At 45.6% G+C, this 17,025-nt stretch carries 16 protein-coding genes and 1 pseudogene; 11 read left to right on the forward strand and 6 right to left on the reverse strand.

Annotation, left to right across the window (positions count from 1 at the left end; translation table 11 throughout):
* Positions 1–304: 304 nt before the first annotated feature.
* The 3 genes from DK188_RS20725 to DK188_RS20735 form a co-directional block, all read right to left on the reverse strand.
* Entirely contained in the window at positions 305–1,228 is a 924-nt protein-coding gene (locus DK188_RS20725; RefSeq protein WP_157963309.1) for an alpha/beta fold hydrolase, read from the reverse strand.
* 136 nt (positions 1,229–1,364) lie between these two features.
* On the reverse strand, positions 1,365–1,988 hold the full coding sequence (locus DK188_RS20730; RefSeq protein ID WP_111672776.1) for a hypothetical protein: 624 nt from the start codon (positions 1,986–1,988) through the stop codon (positions 1,365–1,367).
* 1 nt (position 1,989) lies between these two features.
* The gene (locus tag DK188_RS20735) at positions 1,990–2,490 is read right to left on the reverse strand and encodes an RNA polymerase sigma factor (RefSeq protein ID WP_111672777.1); all 501 of its coding nucleotides are present in this window, start codon (positions 2,488–2,490) and stop codon (positions 1,990–1,992) included.
* A gap of 635 nt (positions 2,491–3,125) precedes the next feature.
* Here DK188_RS20735 and DK188_RS20745 point away from each other — a divergent pair.
* The 11 genes from DK188_RS20745 to DK188_RS20795 all read left to right on the forward strand — a co-directional run bounded on the left by DK188_RS20745 (position 3,126) and on the right by DK188_RS20795 (position 15,570).
* Entirely contained in the window at positions 3,126–4,343 is a 1,218-nt protein-coding gene (locus tag DK188_RS20745; protein WP_111672778.1) for an ABC transporter substrate-binding protein, read from the forward strand.
* Positions 4,333–5,181 carry an ABC transporter permease subunit gene (locus DK188_RS20750; protein WP_111672779.1) on the forward strand — a complete coding sequence of 283 codons (849 nt, stop codon included), beginning with the start codon at positions 4,333–4,335 and terminating at the stop codon, positions 5,179–5,181. Before DK188_RS20745 ends, DK188_RS20750 begins: the two co-directional genes overlap by 11 nt.
* A complete protein-coding gene (locus tag DK188_RS20755; protein WP_111672780.1) occupies positions 5,174–5,944 on the forward strand; it encodes an ABC transporter permease in 771 nt (256 codons plus the stop codon). Before DK188_RS20750 ends, DK188_RS20755 begins: the two co-directional genes overlap by 8 nt.
* Positions 5,944–6,675 (forward strand): ABC transporter ATP-binding protein, encoded by a 732-nt coding sequence (locus DK188_RS20760; RefSeq protein ID WP_111672781.1) that lies wholly within the window; start codon positions 5,944–5,946, stop codon positions 6,673–6,675. Before DK188_RS20755 ends, DK188_RS20760 begins: the two co-directional genes overlap by 1 nt.
* 1 nt (position 6,676) lies before the next feature.
* The gene (locus DK188_RS20765) at positions 6,677–7,597 is read left to right on the forward strand and encodes a nucleoside hydrolase (protein WP_111672782.1); all 921 of its coding nucleotides are present in this window, start codon (positions 6,677–6,679) and stop codon (positions 7,595–7,597) included.
* 3 nt (positions 7,598–7,600) lie between these two features.
* Positions 7,601–8,587 (forward strand): phosphotransferase, encoded by a 987-nt coding sequence (locus DK188_RS20770; protein ID WP_111672783.1) that lies wholly within the window; start codon positions 7,601–7,603, stop codon positions 8,585–8,587.
* 21 nt (positions 8,588–8,608) lie between these two features.
* Complete coding sequence (locus DK188_RS20775; protein WP_111672784.1) at positions 8,609–9,559, forward strand: radical SAM protein; 951 nt, start codon at positions 8,609–8,611, stop codon at positions 9,557–9,559.
* Between the two features lie 68 nt (positions 9,560–9,627).
* On the forward strand, positions 9,628–10,308 hold the full coding sequence (locus DK188_RS20780) for a TIGR04282 family arsenosugar biosynthesis glycosyltransferase (protein WP_157963310.1): 681 nt from the start codon (positions 9,628–9,630) through the stop codon (positions 10,306–10,308).
* Between the two features lie 198 nt (positions 10,309–10,506).
* Positions 10,507–13,728 carry a SusC/RagA family TonB-linked outer membrane protein gene (locus DK188_RS20785; protein ID WP_111672786.1) on the forward strand — a complete coding sequence of 1,074 codons (3,222 nt, stop codon included), beginning with the start codon at positions 10,507–10,509 and terminating at the stop codon, positions 13,726–13,728.
* 1 nt (position 13,729) lies between these two features.
* A complete protein-coding gene (locus DK188_RS20790) occupies positions 13,730–15,184 on the forward strand; it encodes a SusD/RagB family nutrient-binding outer membrane lipoprotein (RefSeq protein ID WP_111672787.1) in 1,455 nt (484 codons plus the stop codon).
* The gene (locus DK188_RS20795; RefSeq protein WP_111672788.1) at positions 15,169–15,570 is read left to right on the forward strand and encodes a GTPase; all 402 of its coding nucleotides are present in this window, start codon (positions 15,169–15,171) and stop codon (positions 15,568–15,570) included. The genes DK188_RS20790 and DK188_RS20795 overlap by 16 nt, the downstream gene beginning before the upstream one ends.
* 431 nt (positions 15,571–16,001) lie before the next feature.
* On the opposite strand, the gene DK188_RS20800 is transcribed toward DK188_RS20795, so the two are convergent.
* The 3 genes and pseudogenes from DK188_RS20800 to DK188_RS21860 form a co-directional block, all read right to left on the reverse strand.
* On the reverse strand, positions 16,002–16,238 hold the full coding sequence (locus tag DK188_RS20800; protein WP_111672789.1) for a DDE-type integrase/transposase/recombinase: 237 nt from the start codon (positions 16,236–16,238) through the stop codon (positions 16,002–16,004).
* Between the two features lie 88 nt (positions 16,239–16,326).
* A complete protein-coding gene (locus tag DK188_RS21560) occupies positions 16,327–16,503 on the reverse strand; it encodes a hypothetical protein (RefSeq protein ID WP_157963311.1) in 177 nt (58 codons plus the stop codon).
* Between the two features lie 152 nt (positions 16,504–16,655).
* Positions 16,656–16,912 (reverse strand): annotated as a pseudogene (locus DK188_RS21860) (transposase).
* Between the last annotated feature and the right edge of the window lie 113 nt (positions 16,913–17,025).

The following is a 17,025-nucleotide window of genomic DNA, read 5'->3' on the forward strand; positions in this document are numbered from 1 at the left end:
ACCGGGCTATGATCCCCTATACCCGACTTGGTGGAGTGATCTATTACAATCGGGATGAAGTAAGAAAGGTGTTGGAAAAAAATGAGGCAAACTCTGAATTTCCTTTCAATAAATTCATTTGATTTTACGCAGCAAAGTCAAGAATTTCAGGCTTAAAAAGCCTAAAACAGCGTATTGATTCCCAGAATTTTCCCCAAGCAAAAATTCACTGCAAACTTATCCGATTTTTTGGTCTCACTCCATTCTATAAAATTTGGATATGGAAACTTATACTCTGAATACCAGAATAAAAATTAGCCGGTTATTAAAAACTGGGAATACTTCTAATGAAATCCAGAATGATTGCTCCCAATTTTGGAATTAATTCATCGGGTATATCGTGTCCCATTCCTGGAATGGAAACAAATTTTGAACCGGGAATTGCTTGTGAAACCTCTTTTCCTGCCTGAATATTTACCACTGGGTCATTCTCCCCGTGAATGACCAGAGTTGCCAATTCAAGTGCTTTCAGTTGCGCTCTTCTATCGCAATAATCTCCGATAATTACAGCAGCAGCTTGGCGGAAATTCCCTTCTGGATACCAGGATCGTTCGATGCTTTCTCTTGCCTTATCAGCAAGGGACTCATTAGTTGCCGGGTATTGGGGACTTTGCATAGCTTGAAATATTCTAACCAAATGATGAACCAGGGTGTCAGTGTTGCCTTTTTCCGGTGGTGGAATAGCCATGACTTGGAGAACCTCGGGATTTCCTGCTGGTCTGGCCGGGTTTCCTGAAGAGGCCATCATAGAGGTTAATGACATCACCCGGTCAGGAAAATGAATCGCCATTAGTTGGGCAATGGCTCCCCCCATGGAGGCACCTACCACATGAGCCTTTTTAACCTTGAAGGCATCAAGTAAACCGATCGCATCTTTTGCCATATCCAAAAGTGAATAAGGAAGCACATCGGAATTGCAGGAACCAATTTTTGGAAAAATTTCTGGCCAATTAGGGCTTCCCAAAGAGTCCAGTTTAGTAGACAAGCCAACATCCCTGTGGTCAAAACGAATTACCCGAAAGCCGGCATCAGCAAGAAGTGTACAGAATTCAAGTGGCCATCCTATCAGTTGAACTCCAGTTCCCTGAACCAATAGAATTGTTTCATCTTCTGGATTGCCAAAACTTTCGTAGGCGATATTTATTCCATTTGAAGTAAGGATTCCCTTATCCCATCTTGTAGAATCCATTGAATAGCTGAAGGACTTCTGACAAAAAAGAAAAATAAAAAGGAATAGCATGTAGTGATAACTGAATTTAAGGATTTTCATTAGACAGGAAATAAGTTAAAACTAAAAATAAAGTAAGGCTGAATCTGGTCTGAGGCTAGTGCTGCAATTCCTCCAGGATGGCTTTAAGTTTTTGCAGAGGCTCACGAAAACTTTTCTTGTTTTCATTCCAAATGGCCCAAAAACAAGAAGTCATGGTAATCAAAAAAAGAACAATGGCAGGTCCTGGATATTGATAGACGCCTCCGGGCAGGTACAATCTGAAAGTTACCCAAATCAAAATTGCACTGCTAAGTGGAACTAGAAATACTTCATATCTTCTCTTAAAGACATAAAAGTCCATGAGTAAGTTATACTGACTTTCCACAAACAATTTGACTGAAAGACCGGATTTGTACTTCTTTTCTGTTCTTAGCACAGCCATTTTTTTGAATTTCAACAACAAAATTGCGGTAAATGGAATGTAGAGCAGAAAGCATCCGATTGTTACTAAAATCAGCTCCTGATCTTCCAAATTTCTTATTATCACATTGGTCAAAAAACCATATACAATTAGATGGAGGATAAAAACTCCCCAGAAGTATTTCATGCTGACGTCACGTTGCCGATTTGCCCGTTCTTTCAAAACCTGAATCCATGTTTTCTTGTCCACAGGGATGAAATTTTCTGTCAGATTTTCTTCCGACCATTCTTTTTTGAATTCTTCCAGATTATTTAGCATTCTAGTATTGATTTGTAGTACTAATTTTTTTTTCCAATTCTTTTTTTGCCCTGACCAATCGCACACTAACATTTGACCTGCTCAGCCCTGTTATTTCTGCGATTTCATCATAAGATTGATTTTCCAGATACAAAAGAATAATTGCTCTGTTTAATGGGGATAGCATTTCAATAGCCTCATAAAGCATCCTCACGCGGTCCTGATCCAAGTCACCACTTTCAGTGGTGATCTGCAAATGGTGCTCTTCCAGTTCCTCAAATGTTGATTTACTTTTCTTTTTAGAATAAGTGAGAGCCGTGTTCAGGCAAACCCGGTACATCCAGGTTGAAAATTTTGAATTCCCGGAAAAGCCAGGAAATGCTTTCCAAAGCTGGAATAACATTTCTTGGATTAAATCTTCTTTTTCTTCGAATCCTTTTAAAAATATACCTGACACTTTATGGAGTATTCCCCTGTGCTGGTTTATCGTTTCTATAAAATGGTCTTCTATGGAGTGCGACATTTTGGAATTTCAATCTATTCATTCCATTAGTACTGGGAATTCAAAAAAAACTACATCCAAAAGACATAACTTTTTTCCTTTGGTGAAAAAATCAGTTTTGAAGGATGTAAAAAAAATCTAATTCAATTTTCTGATCTATCCCAGTTGATTTATTGTTTATCGCAAAAGCCCCCATGTAATTTTCATGAATCATATGAAAAAAAAAAAAAATATGGGTTTAATGGAGGGGTCTATCCTATTCATTTATTTGATTTAGCAATCTTTTTCCAAAAATTCATACCCCTAGGAGAAAGCTCGTATCCCACCCTATGACTGAAAATCAAACCCAAATTCTTTAATTTTCTGATATTTAAATTTAGCAATTCCTTTTCAGGGCTTTTAATCCTAGGCTAATCTGCCCTAGAAGTCGGCATTTGAATGTTAAATGGGTATTTTAACCTTTAAAAGAATAGTGTAAATAAATTGAGATTCTAAATATCACTGATCGTTTATACGATCAAAGCTCATTGGGGCCAAAAAAATATGAAACCTTAGCCCTCAATCCGGGATTATTCTTTTCAACGTAATTAAACACCGATTTAAATTTTTCATTTTCAAATTTGTTTACCAATTGACTCGAAAAAGTCCCCTTATGCATGTTTAAGTCTCTAATTATTAAATTATCTGTTTTTTTTCTAGTTGTAATTTGGGGATGTTCAAATCAAAGGTCAACCCAACAGATTGATCTACACGATTGGAGTTCTATTGATAGCCTCAGCCGTAATACTACCGTTCACTTCATGATGTGGCAGGGTTCCCCTGCAGTCAATAAGTACATCAATTCTTTCCTCATTCCCGAGGTCAAAAAGCGATTCGGTATCGATCTGAAAATTTCCGGTGGACAAGGACCCGAAATCGTCCAACTGCTCATGGGTGAAAAACAAGCGGGGGTAACTTCCGGTCAGTTAGATATCGTTTGGATCAATGGAGAGACTTTTTTTCAGCTCAGACAGATTGATGGGCTTTGGGGACCTTTTGCAGAGCAGCTACCAAATTCTCAATACATCGATTTTGATGACCCCTATATCGGGATTGATTTTCAGCAACCTATCAATGGGATGGAGGCACCTTGGGGCAACACACAATTTGCCTTGATTTATGATAGCATCAAACTTCCGAGTCCACCAAAGACGCTTGATGAGCTCAGCCGGTTTGTAAAAAGCCAGCCCGGGACATTTACCATTTCCAACGATTTCAGCGGAATGAGTATGCTCAAATCCATGCTGGCCGAATTCGGAGGTTCACCGGGTAGCCTGAATGGTTCTTTTGACGAACAAAAATACCAGACGCTCTCCACCCAACTTTGGGATTGGATCAATGCCCATAAGCAGTATTTCTGGAAAAAAGGAGAAACTTTCCCTCGGGAGCATACCAAAATGGACCAAATGTTTGCCGCTGGGGAATTGCTGATTTCCTATGGATTCAATGAAGGGGGTATCGAGGACAAGGTGCTTCAGGGACTTTTTCCAAGCTCCACCCGCGGCTATGCCTGGAAAAACGGAACTGTTCACAACTCCAACTACTTGGGGATCACTTACAATTCCCCCAATCGGGCAGGGGCACTTCAGGTTATTAATTTCATGCTTTCCCCCGAAGCTCAACTGGTCAAAATGGATGTGAAGGGCATGAATTCCAATACTGTGCTGGAAATCCATCGTTTGCCTGAGGAGTGGAGACAAAAATTCGAGCAGGCTACAAAGCGGCAATACGGACCGACCATCCACTCCCTTGAGCCCTACTCCATTCAAGAACCTGCCCCAGAATACATGCTTCGATTATTTGAAGACTTTAGAAAATACGTCATTGAAAAGTAAACCCGAATTTGGACTTCTTTTTTTCTTCCTGCTGGGACTTTTACCCTTTGCAGCAGCATTGGTCTATGCCCTGCTGTACAGTCTGGGCATCATTGGGATTTTGAGTGAAGGTGTCAGCCTTACCTATTGGCGGCAATTCCTTCAGTCTGGAGAACTCATCGGATCTTTCCTTTACAGTGCCCTGTTGGCTGGAATAGGCGTGGCACTTTCTGTGACCTTGGCATTGCTCGTCAGCATGGGACTTCGGACCTCGCTTCAGCATCGGTTTTGGAGTCTACTGATGTACTTCCCCTTGGCCATTCCCGGCATGGTGGCCAGTTTTTTGTCAATACAGCTCCTGTCCAAAGCCGGATTTTTCTCCCGTATTTCCATGAAAATGGGCTGGATTGACAGGCTGCAAGAGTTTCCGGATTGGATCAATGACAGCTATGGGATTGGGATTATCCTGACCTTCGTCCTGATCGTTTCCCCGTTTTTCGTAATCCTTTTTTCAAATGTGTATCAAAACGAACGCATAGCAGAGCTTTCCACCTTAGCCTATTCCCTCGGTGCACATGGCAATCAGGTATTTTGGCAGGTGACTTTGCCCATTCTCTTTTCCAAAACCAAACGGATCATGATTTTGTATTTCATTTTCCTGTTGGGCTCGTATGAGATTCCCCTGGTCCTCGGGCAGGAGTCTCCCCAGATGCTTTCGGTGTTGATCATCCGGGAATTGAAGCAGTTTGATCTAAAATTGATCCCGGAGGGATATGTGGTGGCAGTAGCCTACACTGTAGTCATTGCCATCGCGGCTTTGCTGGTTTTCCGTAGAAAGGAGGTTCAGGTTCATGAATAAGCTCAGGTACTTGGCGCGGTCGGTTTTGGGACTGGGGATAATATTTCCATTTGCCTATTTGGCCTTGCTGTCATTTTCGGGAGAGTGGTTTTTTCCCGAGGTTTTGCCCGGCTATTTCGGGCTGAAAAACTGGAAAGAAGTCCTGACCTCCGAGTCCGGCATGGGCTTTAGTTTCGTTTCTTCCTTAGGTATTTCTTTACTCGTGGCGACCTTGGGTACGGGTACAGGATTTATCTGGAGCAAATCCATCGCCTACCATTCCCAAAAGGAAACCTGGTTAGTCTTGGCCTATTTTCCCTATATGCTTTCTCCGGTCGTATTGGCCGCTTGCCTCAACTTTTTCTTCCTCAAATCCGGTCTTTCGGGCACTTGGCAAGGCGTGGTTTTGGGGCAGTATTTGGTCGCATTTCCCTATTCAGTCATCTTTTTTCAGGCGTTTTGGAACCATCGCACGAGACAGTTTGAACAACTGGTGCTCACCTTGGGAGGCTCATCCCGACAGGCATTTGTCCAGGTGATTTTGCCTTTGGCCAAAGGAATGATTCTGGTCTGCTTTTTTCAGACCTTTTTGATTTCCTGGTTTGAATACGGACTCACGGCATTGGTGGGAGTGGGAAAAGTTCAAACATTAACAGTCAAAGTCTTTTTATACATCAAAGAAGCTAACTTCTACTACGGAGCCATCGCCTGTTGCCTCTTGGTCTGGCCTCCGGTTCTCCTGTTGTATTTGAATAAACGATTTGTCTATAACCGCCTTGTCTGATGTTTCTTGAAATTAAACAGCTCTCCAAATCCTTCCAAAATGACCTGATCGTAGACCGGCTTTCTCTGTCTTTGGATCAACACCGCACCCTGAGCATTTTGGGAAAGTCGGGCTGCGGTAAGACTACCTTGCTCAAGTTGATTGCCGGTCTGGAAACTGCAGATCAGGGAAGTATCCGGGTGAATGGGGAGGATATGTCCGGCAAAACTCCCGCCGAGCGAAAAATAGTCTACCTCTACCAGGAGGATTTGCTTTTTCCTCATCTGAACGTCCGGGGAAATATCGGTTTTGGACTAAAACTCCAAAAAATTCCTGCCTCCGGCATCAAAGAGCAGGTAGACCTGATGATTCAAAGGCTCGAACTGCAAGGGCAAGGGGACAAGATGCCCCATCAGCTCTCCGGAGGCCAGCGTCAGCGGGTTTCTTTTGGCCGGGCGATCATCACCAATCCACGACTTTTGCTCCTCGACGAGCCCTTTGGAAGTCTGGATGTAGGGACCCGTCAGCGGATGCAGGAGTTGTTTAAAGAGCTGACCGCTTTCTATGGGATTACCTCGCTGTTTGTCACTCATGACCTCAAGGAGGCGATCTTAATGGGCGACGATATCGGGCTGATGAAAAAAGGAAGTCTTCAAATTTACCCGGATAAACAGGATTTTTTACTCGATCCCCTGACCGGAGTCCGATCGGAAATCGAGTTTTGGGAATCCTTGTTAAAACCTAACTATTGATATGCACTCTAAGAAAAAAGTATGGATCGATACCGATCTGTCAGTTGGCATGATCAGACACCGCCGTCCGGGTTATTGTGATGTGGACGACGGGTATGCCGTTTTGCAGTTGATGAAATCCGACCAAATCGAAATCACAGGTATCAGCGCGGTGTTTGGTAATACCACCATTGACAATGCCTTTATGCTCTGCGAGCAGATGAACCGTGACTTTGCCGGTGGGAAATATGGCGTATTCAAAGGGGCTGGAGAAGCCATTCAGCTGGCTAATGTGCAAACCAATGATGCGGTGGAAGCCCTGGCGGCCGCCCTTAAAAAGGAAAAAATGCACATCATGGCCATTGGCCCAGCTACCAATGTAGGCTTGCTTTTACTCCGTTATCCCGAACTTGCCGGCCAAATCTTGGAAGTGGTCCTCGTAGCAGGACGAAGAAAAGAGACCGATTACTTCTCCATCGGCAATCAGGGCAGAAGGGCTCAAGACCTCAATTTTGACCTGGACAATGACGCCTTCCGGATTATGTTTGAGGCCAAAGTTCCGATCACACTTTGCCCATTTGAAATCTCCAGCAAGGTCTGGATTACGGAGGAGGACCTCAAAAATCTGGATCAATTGGACCCGGCCACGCAATGGCTGGCCTTAGAATCCCGTCCATGGATTGGACAATGGATCGAGCAGGGAGCCACAGGTTTCAATCCTTTCGATGTGTTGGCCTCTCACTATCTGATCGCTCCGGATGACATTATCTGCGAACCCCGACTTGCCTCTCTGGAAATCCACCTCGACGATACTCTGCTTGATAATCCCAGAAGACAGTTCAAATCCTACTTGCTTTGTCGGGATTTTGGGCAGTATCCGGTTAAGTATTGTTACGATGTGGTTCCGGACTATCATCAGCGCCTCCTTCACACCTTTCAATAATCCATGTTTAGCCTTTCATTAGACCCCACTTCAGTCCAGCAATTTCTTTTTGAAAAAAACTGGCTTTTCCCTGAGGAAGAGGTTCAGCAAACCGAAGTTCCCGGCGCAGGAAATATGAATTTCACGATTCGGGTCAATACTAACCGACGCTCCTTTATCCTCAAGCAAAGTCGACCCTATGTGGAGAAATATCCCCAAGTGCCCGCTCCTGCTGACCGGGTGTTGCGAGAGGGAGAATTTTATGGGCTTACTGCCCGTATTTCAGAATTGTCAGCCCGCACGCCCCAACTTTTGGCAATAGATCAGGAACAGTCTGTTCTTCAGCTGGAAGACCTGGGAGTGGGTTCGGATTTTACGGGGATGTATGCCGGAAACAAGCAACTTTCAACAAAAGATGTGATCGAGTTGCTGGATTTTGCCCTTGTCCTACACGATTCCTTTGAAGCCCTTCCCAATGCGGAGCGGATCACCAATCGAGCGATGCGAACGCTCAATCACGAGCATATTTTTCATTATCCCTTTGTCAATGAAAACGGCATGGATCTCGATCAGGTCCTGCCCGGATTGGAGAAGAGTGCGGCTCCTGTGCGCCAAAATTCTCAACTGAAGCATCGGGTAAAAACATTGGGAGAACAGTATTTGGCAGATGGCCCTTGCCTGCTTCATGGAGATTATTTTCCGGGAAGCTGGCTGCAGACTCCCCGTGGGATTCGGATCATTGATCCAGAGTTTTGTTTTTTTGGTCCTCGGGAATTTGAACTTGGCGTGATGCTGGCCCACTTGAAGTTAAGTACACAACCCGATGCTATTCAGGATTTTGCCTTGGCCTATTATCGTCAAAAGTCGCCTTTGGACGATGGCTTGGCCCAAAGTTTTGCTGCGGTGGAGGTACTCCGACGCTTGATTGGACTTGCCCAACTTCCGCTCACGCTGAGTCTGGAGGAAAGAATTTCACTGATGGATCAAGCCACCCGGACTCTGACTTCGTAAATCGCTAAAACGGCTTCTCCCATGGAAAAAGACTTTGACCAAATCGAGCGGATTTATTGGGTTTTTACCCAGCTCTGCAATGACCAGTGTATCCATTGCTACAACAATAGCGGACCAAAAGGCACCAAAATCACCGAGGAGGACTGTATGGCCATAATCGGCAATCTGCCCGATCGATTGGAAAGGCTTACTCTGAGTGGAGGAGAACCTTTGGCCGAAAAGAAAAAACTGTACCGAATTTTGGATGGGCTGAGGGAAAAGTACCAAAACCGGCTGTACATCGCCTTGCAATTCAACGGGGATTTGCTTACTCCGGAAATTTTGCAGACCCTGATCGAAAAGGGAGTGGACCGATTTTCCATAGCAAGTATAGATCGATACCATAAAAATGAAGGCAAGCGAAAGGAGGAACTTTCCGCGCTCTTTGAATCCTTTGGTATCCGATACATGCAGGGGCAGCCCGTGCTAAGCAAGTCCGAGCTCAACAGCCAAACCCGGGATGAATTGACCTATAGCTTCTTTGGAGCCACGGAAGATATGTGGTTGGGTGGCAACTGGGCTAGAGGTCGAGCCATGGAGCAGGATATTTGGAAAAAGGATGGAACCCATAATTTCTGCAAGATTCCTTCCGGTGCTATTGCCTTTCTGGGAAACCCGGACGTGGATATGGTCCAGGAAATTTCCATTCAACTCTGGCAAGTCAACCCCTGCTGCCCGGGGACCAAAGATCCCTTGGGAGATGCCAGAGTGGAAAAAGTCTCAGCCATCCTCAGGCGGGTTGCAGATTCCCCGGTGATGAAAAAGCTCAATGAGGGAGATATTTTCGGAATCGGTGAAAGTATCGGTATTTCGACAGAATATGGACGGCAGCGCGCAGAGGCCTTGCAAAACGTCTGTCTTTGGTGCGATGAATTTTTCACCAAGCATTTTGATATGGCTACATTATCTGCAAAATCTTCTGAAGCTTTGTAAGCTTCCCGACATCCAATCCGAAATCTTTCCTCGTTTATTGCTCCATGCAAACCACCCGTACCTTAGTCATGATTTATTCCCTGGCCCCGAGTCGGCAGGCAAGGGATAAGCAGATCTTTGGGAGCAGAAATCAGCATGCCGCTGTTACCCTTTTTGATCGACTGGAGGGACGAATCCAATCAGTAGCTGGCAAAACCGGCCTGCCCACGATGATTATCTATGACCATCAGCAGCCCGGGACCACCTTTGGAGAGCGCTATGCCGCAGCCTTCACTCAGGTCTTCAGCCTTGGATACGATCAGGTAATCTCAGTCGGAAATGATATTCCCGCCCTCAGCGAGATTCATATTCTTCTTGCAAAAGAGGGTTTGGATAGCGGGCAGACGGTTTTTGGTCCCTCCCGAGATGGGGGAGACTACCTGATAGCCTTTTCTAAATCAGCCTTTGAGGAAAAATCTTTTGTCTCCTTGCCCTGGAGAACTGACCGCCTGCACGAGGCCTTGTTTCAGCTGTTTGCTAAGACAAGTCCAGTCACTTGCCTGGAGTACTTGGTAGACATTGATACGGCTGAGTCCTTGGCTCATTCAATGACTCAGGCGCTCGACCTTACTTTTAGAAAATTTCTGAAAGCCTTGCTGAAAAGTTTGGCAAAAATTGAATTTCAGGGGACATGCCAGCGGTATAGCCCCCTACTTTTATTTGCCGGCCCTCGAAGGGCACCCCCACAAAACCAATTTTGTATGGATTGAACCCGAGCTTTTCGGTTAATCCGTATGAATCTTAGAAGGATACTTTTTCCAAAACATCCATTTGCCGGAGAATGTAAGGCAGGTTATGGATGTGTGGAGACAGGACAAATTCCAACATCCAGTTTACGACTCTTCAATCATATCTGATTCCGAGATCACCGATTTCGAATCTTATCCTTAACGCTTAGAACAATACTTATGAAGCTACTATTTACCTGGATAATGGTCCTGGTGACGGGGGCTGCTTTTGCCCAAGGAGCTACGTTCACCGGCAAAGTGGTGGATACCCAAGGCCTTCCTATCCCCGGTGCTACCTTGACCGAATTGGGGACCCGAAATATCGGGATCACCGACGCAGAGGGGAAGTTCACCTTTCGCGCTGAAAAAGTCCCGTTTACCCTTCGGGTTAGTTTTATCGGATTTCAAACCTATCAGGTGGAAGTCACGGCAAGCTCGGATATTTCCCAAATCATGCTCTCCGAATCAACCTCCGAGCTTAATGAGGTATTGGTTACCGCATTGGGAATCGAGCGCAATAGGCAGTCGCTCACTTCGGCAGTTTCTGTGGTCGATAATCGGGCCCTTAGCGATGTGCCACAGCCCAACCTGATCAATGCCTTGGCTGGACAGGTGGCCGGGGTACAGGTGACTAATGGCTCTTCAGGGGTTGGATCTTCTTCGAGAATCATTATTCGGGGTGAAAATTCACTTTCCGGAAATAATGAGGCCCTCATTGTAGTGGACGGGGTGCCGATTCAAAATAACCTGATCGCCTCGGTACTCTTTAATGACGGAGCCAATATTCAGGAAGTGGACTATGGAAATGGTGCAGCCGACCTTAGTCCGGAAGATATTTCGTCCATCACCATCCTCAAAGGACCTGGTTCGGCAGCGCTTTACGGTACTCGAGGGGCCAATGGGGTGGTATTGATCACCACCAAAAAAGGAAGCAAAAACAAAGGTTTGGGCGTATCGACCAGTTCTACGGTGACTTTTGAAGACTTGCTAACCCTGCCTGACTACCAAAATGAATATGGTGGAGGTACCAATGGTCAATATGCTTTTCAGAATGGAATCGGTGCAGGGATCAACGATGGGGGAATCAGCAGTTTTGGCCCAAGATTGAATCAGGGACAGCTCATCGCACAGTTTGACAGCCCATCGGTAGATATTGATGGAAATCCGGTCAGGGCTGGAGATGTGCTTAGCCGGACTTTTCCTAACGGAAGCTTTACCCCCATCACTCCTACCCCTTGGATTTCAAGACCCAACAACGTAAGGGATTTTTTCCGGACCGGAGTCACTTCTCAACAAGCCATTGCCCTGAGCGCTGGAGATGAAAAAGGCGGATTTCGTGCAGGTTATACCAATTTCAGAAATCAGGGGATTTTACCCAATACCGACCTTATGCGGGACGGGATTTCCCTCAGTTTGGACAGACAGCTTACCGATCGATTGCGATTCGACTTGTTTTCCAACTATGTCAACAGCAGAAGTAACAATCGGCCTAATCTGGGCTATGGCTACGAAAATGTGATGTACGGATTCAATTGGACCGGAAGAAACTTCAATATCGCCTCTCTCAGGGATTATTGGCAGGCCGGTCAGGAAGGTATTCAGCATTATGATTTCAACTACCTATGGACGACCAATCCCTATCTGACGCTTTTTGAAAATACCAATGGCTTCGATAAGAACCGCTTCTTGGGCAATGCCTCAGCTACCTATGATTTCACTGACAAGTTGAGTCTAAGGGTTCGCCTGGGTGCTGATATTTTCGATGACAAGCGGACTTTCCGCCGGGCGTTTAGTACCAACAGACGGGTTTTTGGCGGGTATCGGGAGGATCAAATCAGCTTTCAGGAAATCAACACGGACTTTTTGCTTTCCTATGCCAACCGCTTGGGTAGTCAGTGGACTTATAGCCTCTCCGCCGGTGCCAATCGCATGAATCAGGAAATCTCCAATGCTTACACGGAAGCCAATCAACTGGCACTTCCGGGAATCTACAACCTGGAAAACTCCAGAGTTCCGTTGCGTGGTGCTTCCCAAGAATTTTCCAAAAGGATCAATTCCCTGTATTCGTTTGGTAACCTGGCTTTCAAAGACCAGTTGTTTATCGAACTGACTTTTCGAAACGATTGGTCTTCGACCTTACCGGCATCCGATAATTCCTTTGCCTATTATTCCGGAGGGGTGAATTATGTGCTGTCAGAAGCAGTGCAGTTGCCAAAGAAATGGTCTTATGCCGCTATTCGCTTCAACGCCGCCAGTGTCGGCAATGACACGGATCCCTATCAGCTCAATAATACCTTTCAATTCAATCAAAACTATGGGTCGTTTATTCGAGTGACCAATCGCACAGTACTCAATAACCCCCAATTGAAACCCGAGCGCTTGAACGCGCTGGAGGCAGGGTTGAATTTGGGTTGGTTCAAAAATCGGATGATGCTCGATGTCTCAGCTTACCAAAATACCTCCATCAATCAGATTATCGGAAGACCGATTTCCACGGCTTCGGGATTTAGTAACCGGATTGAAAATGGGGGAGAAGTAAGAACCCGTGGACTGGAAGCTGCGCTATCGGGATCGGTAATTTCCAAGCTGAATCTGGAATGGACCATGGGAGTTAATTTCTCCACGTATCGAAGTGTGGTGACTCAGCTTCCCGAGGGAGTGACCCAATACGTAACCGGTGAGGCAAGCGTATTTGCCGGATCCGGGGGGTCCAACACCGTCTTTTATATCGCTCGGGAAAATGGTCGAATCGGGGATATGTTCGGAACAGGATTCAGAATGGTAGAAGGACAGGTGCTTTATGGCTCCAATGGACTTCCGATCCAGGATGCTTCGCTTCGACTATTGGGAAATTACAATCCGGATTTCTTCCTGGGTTTTACCAATCAGTTGAGCTTCAAAAGACTTCAGGTCGGGATGGTTTGGGATTGGAGGCAAGGAGGCACGATCGTGAGTCGAACCCGCGCCTTGGGTTCCACTTCGGGGGTGTTGAACGAAACCTTGGAAGGCCGGGAGGCAGGTATCGTGGGTCAGGGCGTGGTCAATGTGGGCACCGCCGAAAATCCGCAATATGTACCCAATACCACGGTGGTCTCAGCTTCAAGTTTCTACAACAATTTCTTTGACCGAGGCAATGAAGCCAGTGCGCTGTACGATGCCAGTTATCTCAAACTTAGGCAGCTGAGCATTTATTATTCCCTGCCTGAAGCTTGGATTTCTAGGATAGGATTCGAGCAGGTGAAAGTGGGCGTCGTGGGAAGCAATCTGCTATTATTTACCGAAAATCCTCATGTCGACCCCGAACTCAATGCCATGCAGGGTCAGCGATTGACCTATGGCGTGGAGGATATGTCCTATCCTTCTACCCGAAGTTTTGGATTCAGCATCAAAACCGAATTTTAACATGAACAAGTCATACCTCAATCGATTTACCTTTCCTTTCCTGTTGGCCTTGATCCTGATGGGAGCAGCCTGTACCGAAGGTTTTGAAGAAATCAATGAAAATCCAAATGCACCCGAACAGATTGGACCGCAGTTTTTGCTTTCCAATGTCATCTCGGTAGCTGCGGATCGAAATACTTATGAGCAGGGGTTCAGGTTGGCCAACTACCTGGCCCAATTTGCCTCAAGTGTGGAATTTGAGCGGATCGACCGATACGAGATGGGCAGTAATGCCGGATATTGGAACGGAACCTACCGCCTGATCAATGATCTGGAAAGTATCAAAAAAAGCCCCGGAACCAACGAGGCCTACCAGGCGGTTGCCGATATTCTTCGTGCGTACCTTTTCTCCCAACTGACCGATATGTGGGGTGATGTGCCTTATACAGATGCCATCAAAGCTGGAGAAGGGAATTTTGCTCCAGCCTATGACACGCAGGAATCGATCTATACAGATCCTCAGCAGGGCATTCTTGCCACCCTACGCAAAGCCAGTGAAACCCTAGCCGCTACCAATTCCCGAATTCAAGGAGATATGATGTTTGGCAATGACCTGAATAAGTGGAGGAGATTTGCCAACTCACTCCGGTTTAGATATATATTGAGGATCAGTAAGCGACTATCAAATTTCTCAGAGATGCAGCAATTGGCTGATTCAGGGGATTTGATGCGGGGAAATGGGGACAATGCCGTGGTGCCTTATCTGGCCTCTGCTCCCAACCAATGGCCCATGTCTCAGGCCGCTTTGGGACTTTATCAGGAGCATCGGATGACCTTGACGGTAGATTCTGTACTGCGACTTTGGAATGATCCCCGGCAAAACATTTTGTACAAACCTACCGCAGCCAGTGTCACGGCGGGCAATCCCCAGTTTAAAGGCTTGCAAAATGGCCTCAATCGGGAAACGATCAATGAACGGGGGATCAATCTGAATGATGTATCGCTATTTGGAGCTATTTTCAGGGATGTTCCCAATGGCGTGGATGCGCAATATATGCTCTATTCCGAGCTCCAATTTTCCCTGGCTGAGGCGGTCGAACGAGGCTTTATCCGAGGCAATGCTGCCGCCTATTATGAGGCAGGAATCCGGGCTCATTTCCAATACTTACGGGCTGAATTACCTCCTTCCTACCTGAGTCAAGCTTCAGTGGCCTTGAATGGGGACAGGAATCTGGAAAAAATATTAACCCAAAAATGGCTTTCTTTGATCAATAACGGACATGAGGCGTGGTTTCAAGTTAGGAGAACGGGCATGCCTGCACTCAAACCTGGTCCTGATAATTTGAACGAAGGAAGGTATCCAGTGCGGTATTTTTATCCTGAATCCGAGCAGGCCGTCAATAATGAAAATTATCAGGAAGCAGTTGCCCGCATAGGAGGCGATGATATCAATACAAAAGTATGGTGGGAAAAATAACAGACCCTAGAATTCCCGGAAGTGCTAGAATTTACTTCATTTACAATGCAAATTCAGGTAAGCTCAATGCCTACTTGGATATGATGCATAAGATCGTATCACCTAAGACTTACCCATGTCAACTCTGTGACATCACCTACGGAATTACCAAAATTCGGCCTGAATGGAAGAATTTCCGCGAAAAAAGTAGGTTAAACATGATCTTTCTTCATAAAGACGAATGGGAAATTGCCTTCCCTCTAACTTCAATTGCCCTACCTTCAGTCGTTGTTGAAAATGGCAATGAATTCCAAACTCTTTTGGGACCTGAGGATTGGGAAAGGTTGACCTTAGACGATTTGATTTTAAAACTAGAGTACCTTGAACAAAATCTAATTTCATCTTGAATCAACCCTCCAACAATTTTAAAGATTAAAATAAACCTTCTTTTTCGTTCCAAAAGAATAATAGAATTACTTATCAATGGCTCATAATGGAGTAGGCTCCACCGAAAATTGGGCCATCCAAAAGTTTACTCTTCCCACGATAAGCGAAGGCAAGTGAATACTCCAAGCGGTTCAAGACAAAGGCGAGCGGTTGGCTTGGACCAACCAGTCTTGAGCCGCTTTTCGCATTCAATTTTGCGATGCTTCAAGTTTTGAAAAGCCAAAGATAGGTTGATTTTAATTCTTCCAATAAGTCAACGGTAGTCCAATATCTAGGTGCCTCATGGGGCCTTTCTCTGCTAAAATCTTCCATCCATTCCATTGCTTTTTCCTTACCACATCCAGAGAATTAAATAAATTGAATCTAGGCAGTTCTTTTCTGACCGGTCCGTTTAGCGTTCCACATTACCGTTTTGCATCGGCTTGCCCGGCTGGACAAAGTCCAGCTCTATGTTCTTCTCCCTCCACCAGAGATCCAACAGACGGGAGATAAACTCCGGGCCATTGTCCACGCGGATCATTTTGGGCAGGCCCCGGACCAGCTCAAGAAACTCCAATACCCTGATCACCCGTTGGGCCGGAAGTGAAAAATCCACTTCTATGGCCAGTATTTCCTTGTTATAGTCCATCCAGAATGTTGATCAGGCGGAACTGACTGCCGCTCCACAGACCAGACCTGATTGATCAATTCTGGTCAATACAGGGTCTGTTTGTTCCTTAACGGCAGCAGCTCCTTGTGTCTGCGCCTGATGTTCCATCCCATTGCAGAATAGATGCGGTAGACCATTTTATGGATCCACGAATGGCCTTTTCTATGAAGCCAGTATTGGGACTGTCAAAACCAATGGAAGGGTGTTTGGCTACCAGTTCTTCCAGGAGCTGGATCACAGGCATATCGTTTTTGGGTTTTGGTTGAAACTGGAAAATACTTCGAGGCACGCTAAGCGTCTTACACTTCTAACGTTCGCTCACTCCTTGTTCTTCGACCATGAACTGAACCAGGATTCTTTTTTGGTCAGGCGTCAGAGCTTTTTTGCTATCGCATATTAGCGTGCCTCCTGCACTACGGTCAGATCGGCGAACATCCGGTTTAAGCGGGAATTCTCTTCCTTAAGTTCTTTCAGTTTTTTTACTTCCTTGGCTTCCATCCTGCCATGACGCTGCTTCCTTTGATAAAAAGTGTTGGGGGTAATTCCATCTCTCGGCAGATTTCCTCTACTTTTCTGCCGCCCTTGTGAGCTTTGATCGCTTTGACCATCTGCGTTTCTGTGAATCTTGATTTTTCATAATAACCATTTAAAATTGATCATTTCAATTCAACTTTCAAATTGCCGCCAATCTGGGGAGCTTACATACCTGAGACAAAAGGAATAAATCAGCAATTTATTGGCAAAAACCAACTCCCAAAACACCCCA

It is taken from the genome of Algoriphagus litoralis (genome assembly GCF_003259255.1).
Lineage (GTDB): Bacteria > Bacteroidota > Bacteroidia > Cytophagales > Cyclobacteriaceae > Algoriphagus > Algoriphagus litoralis.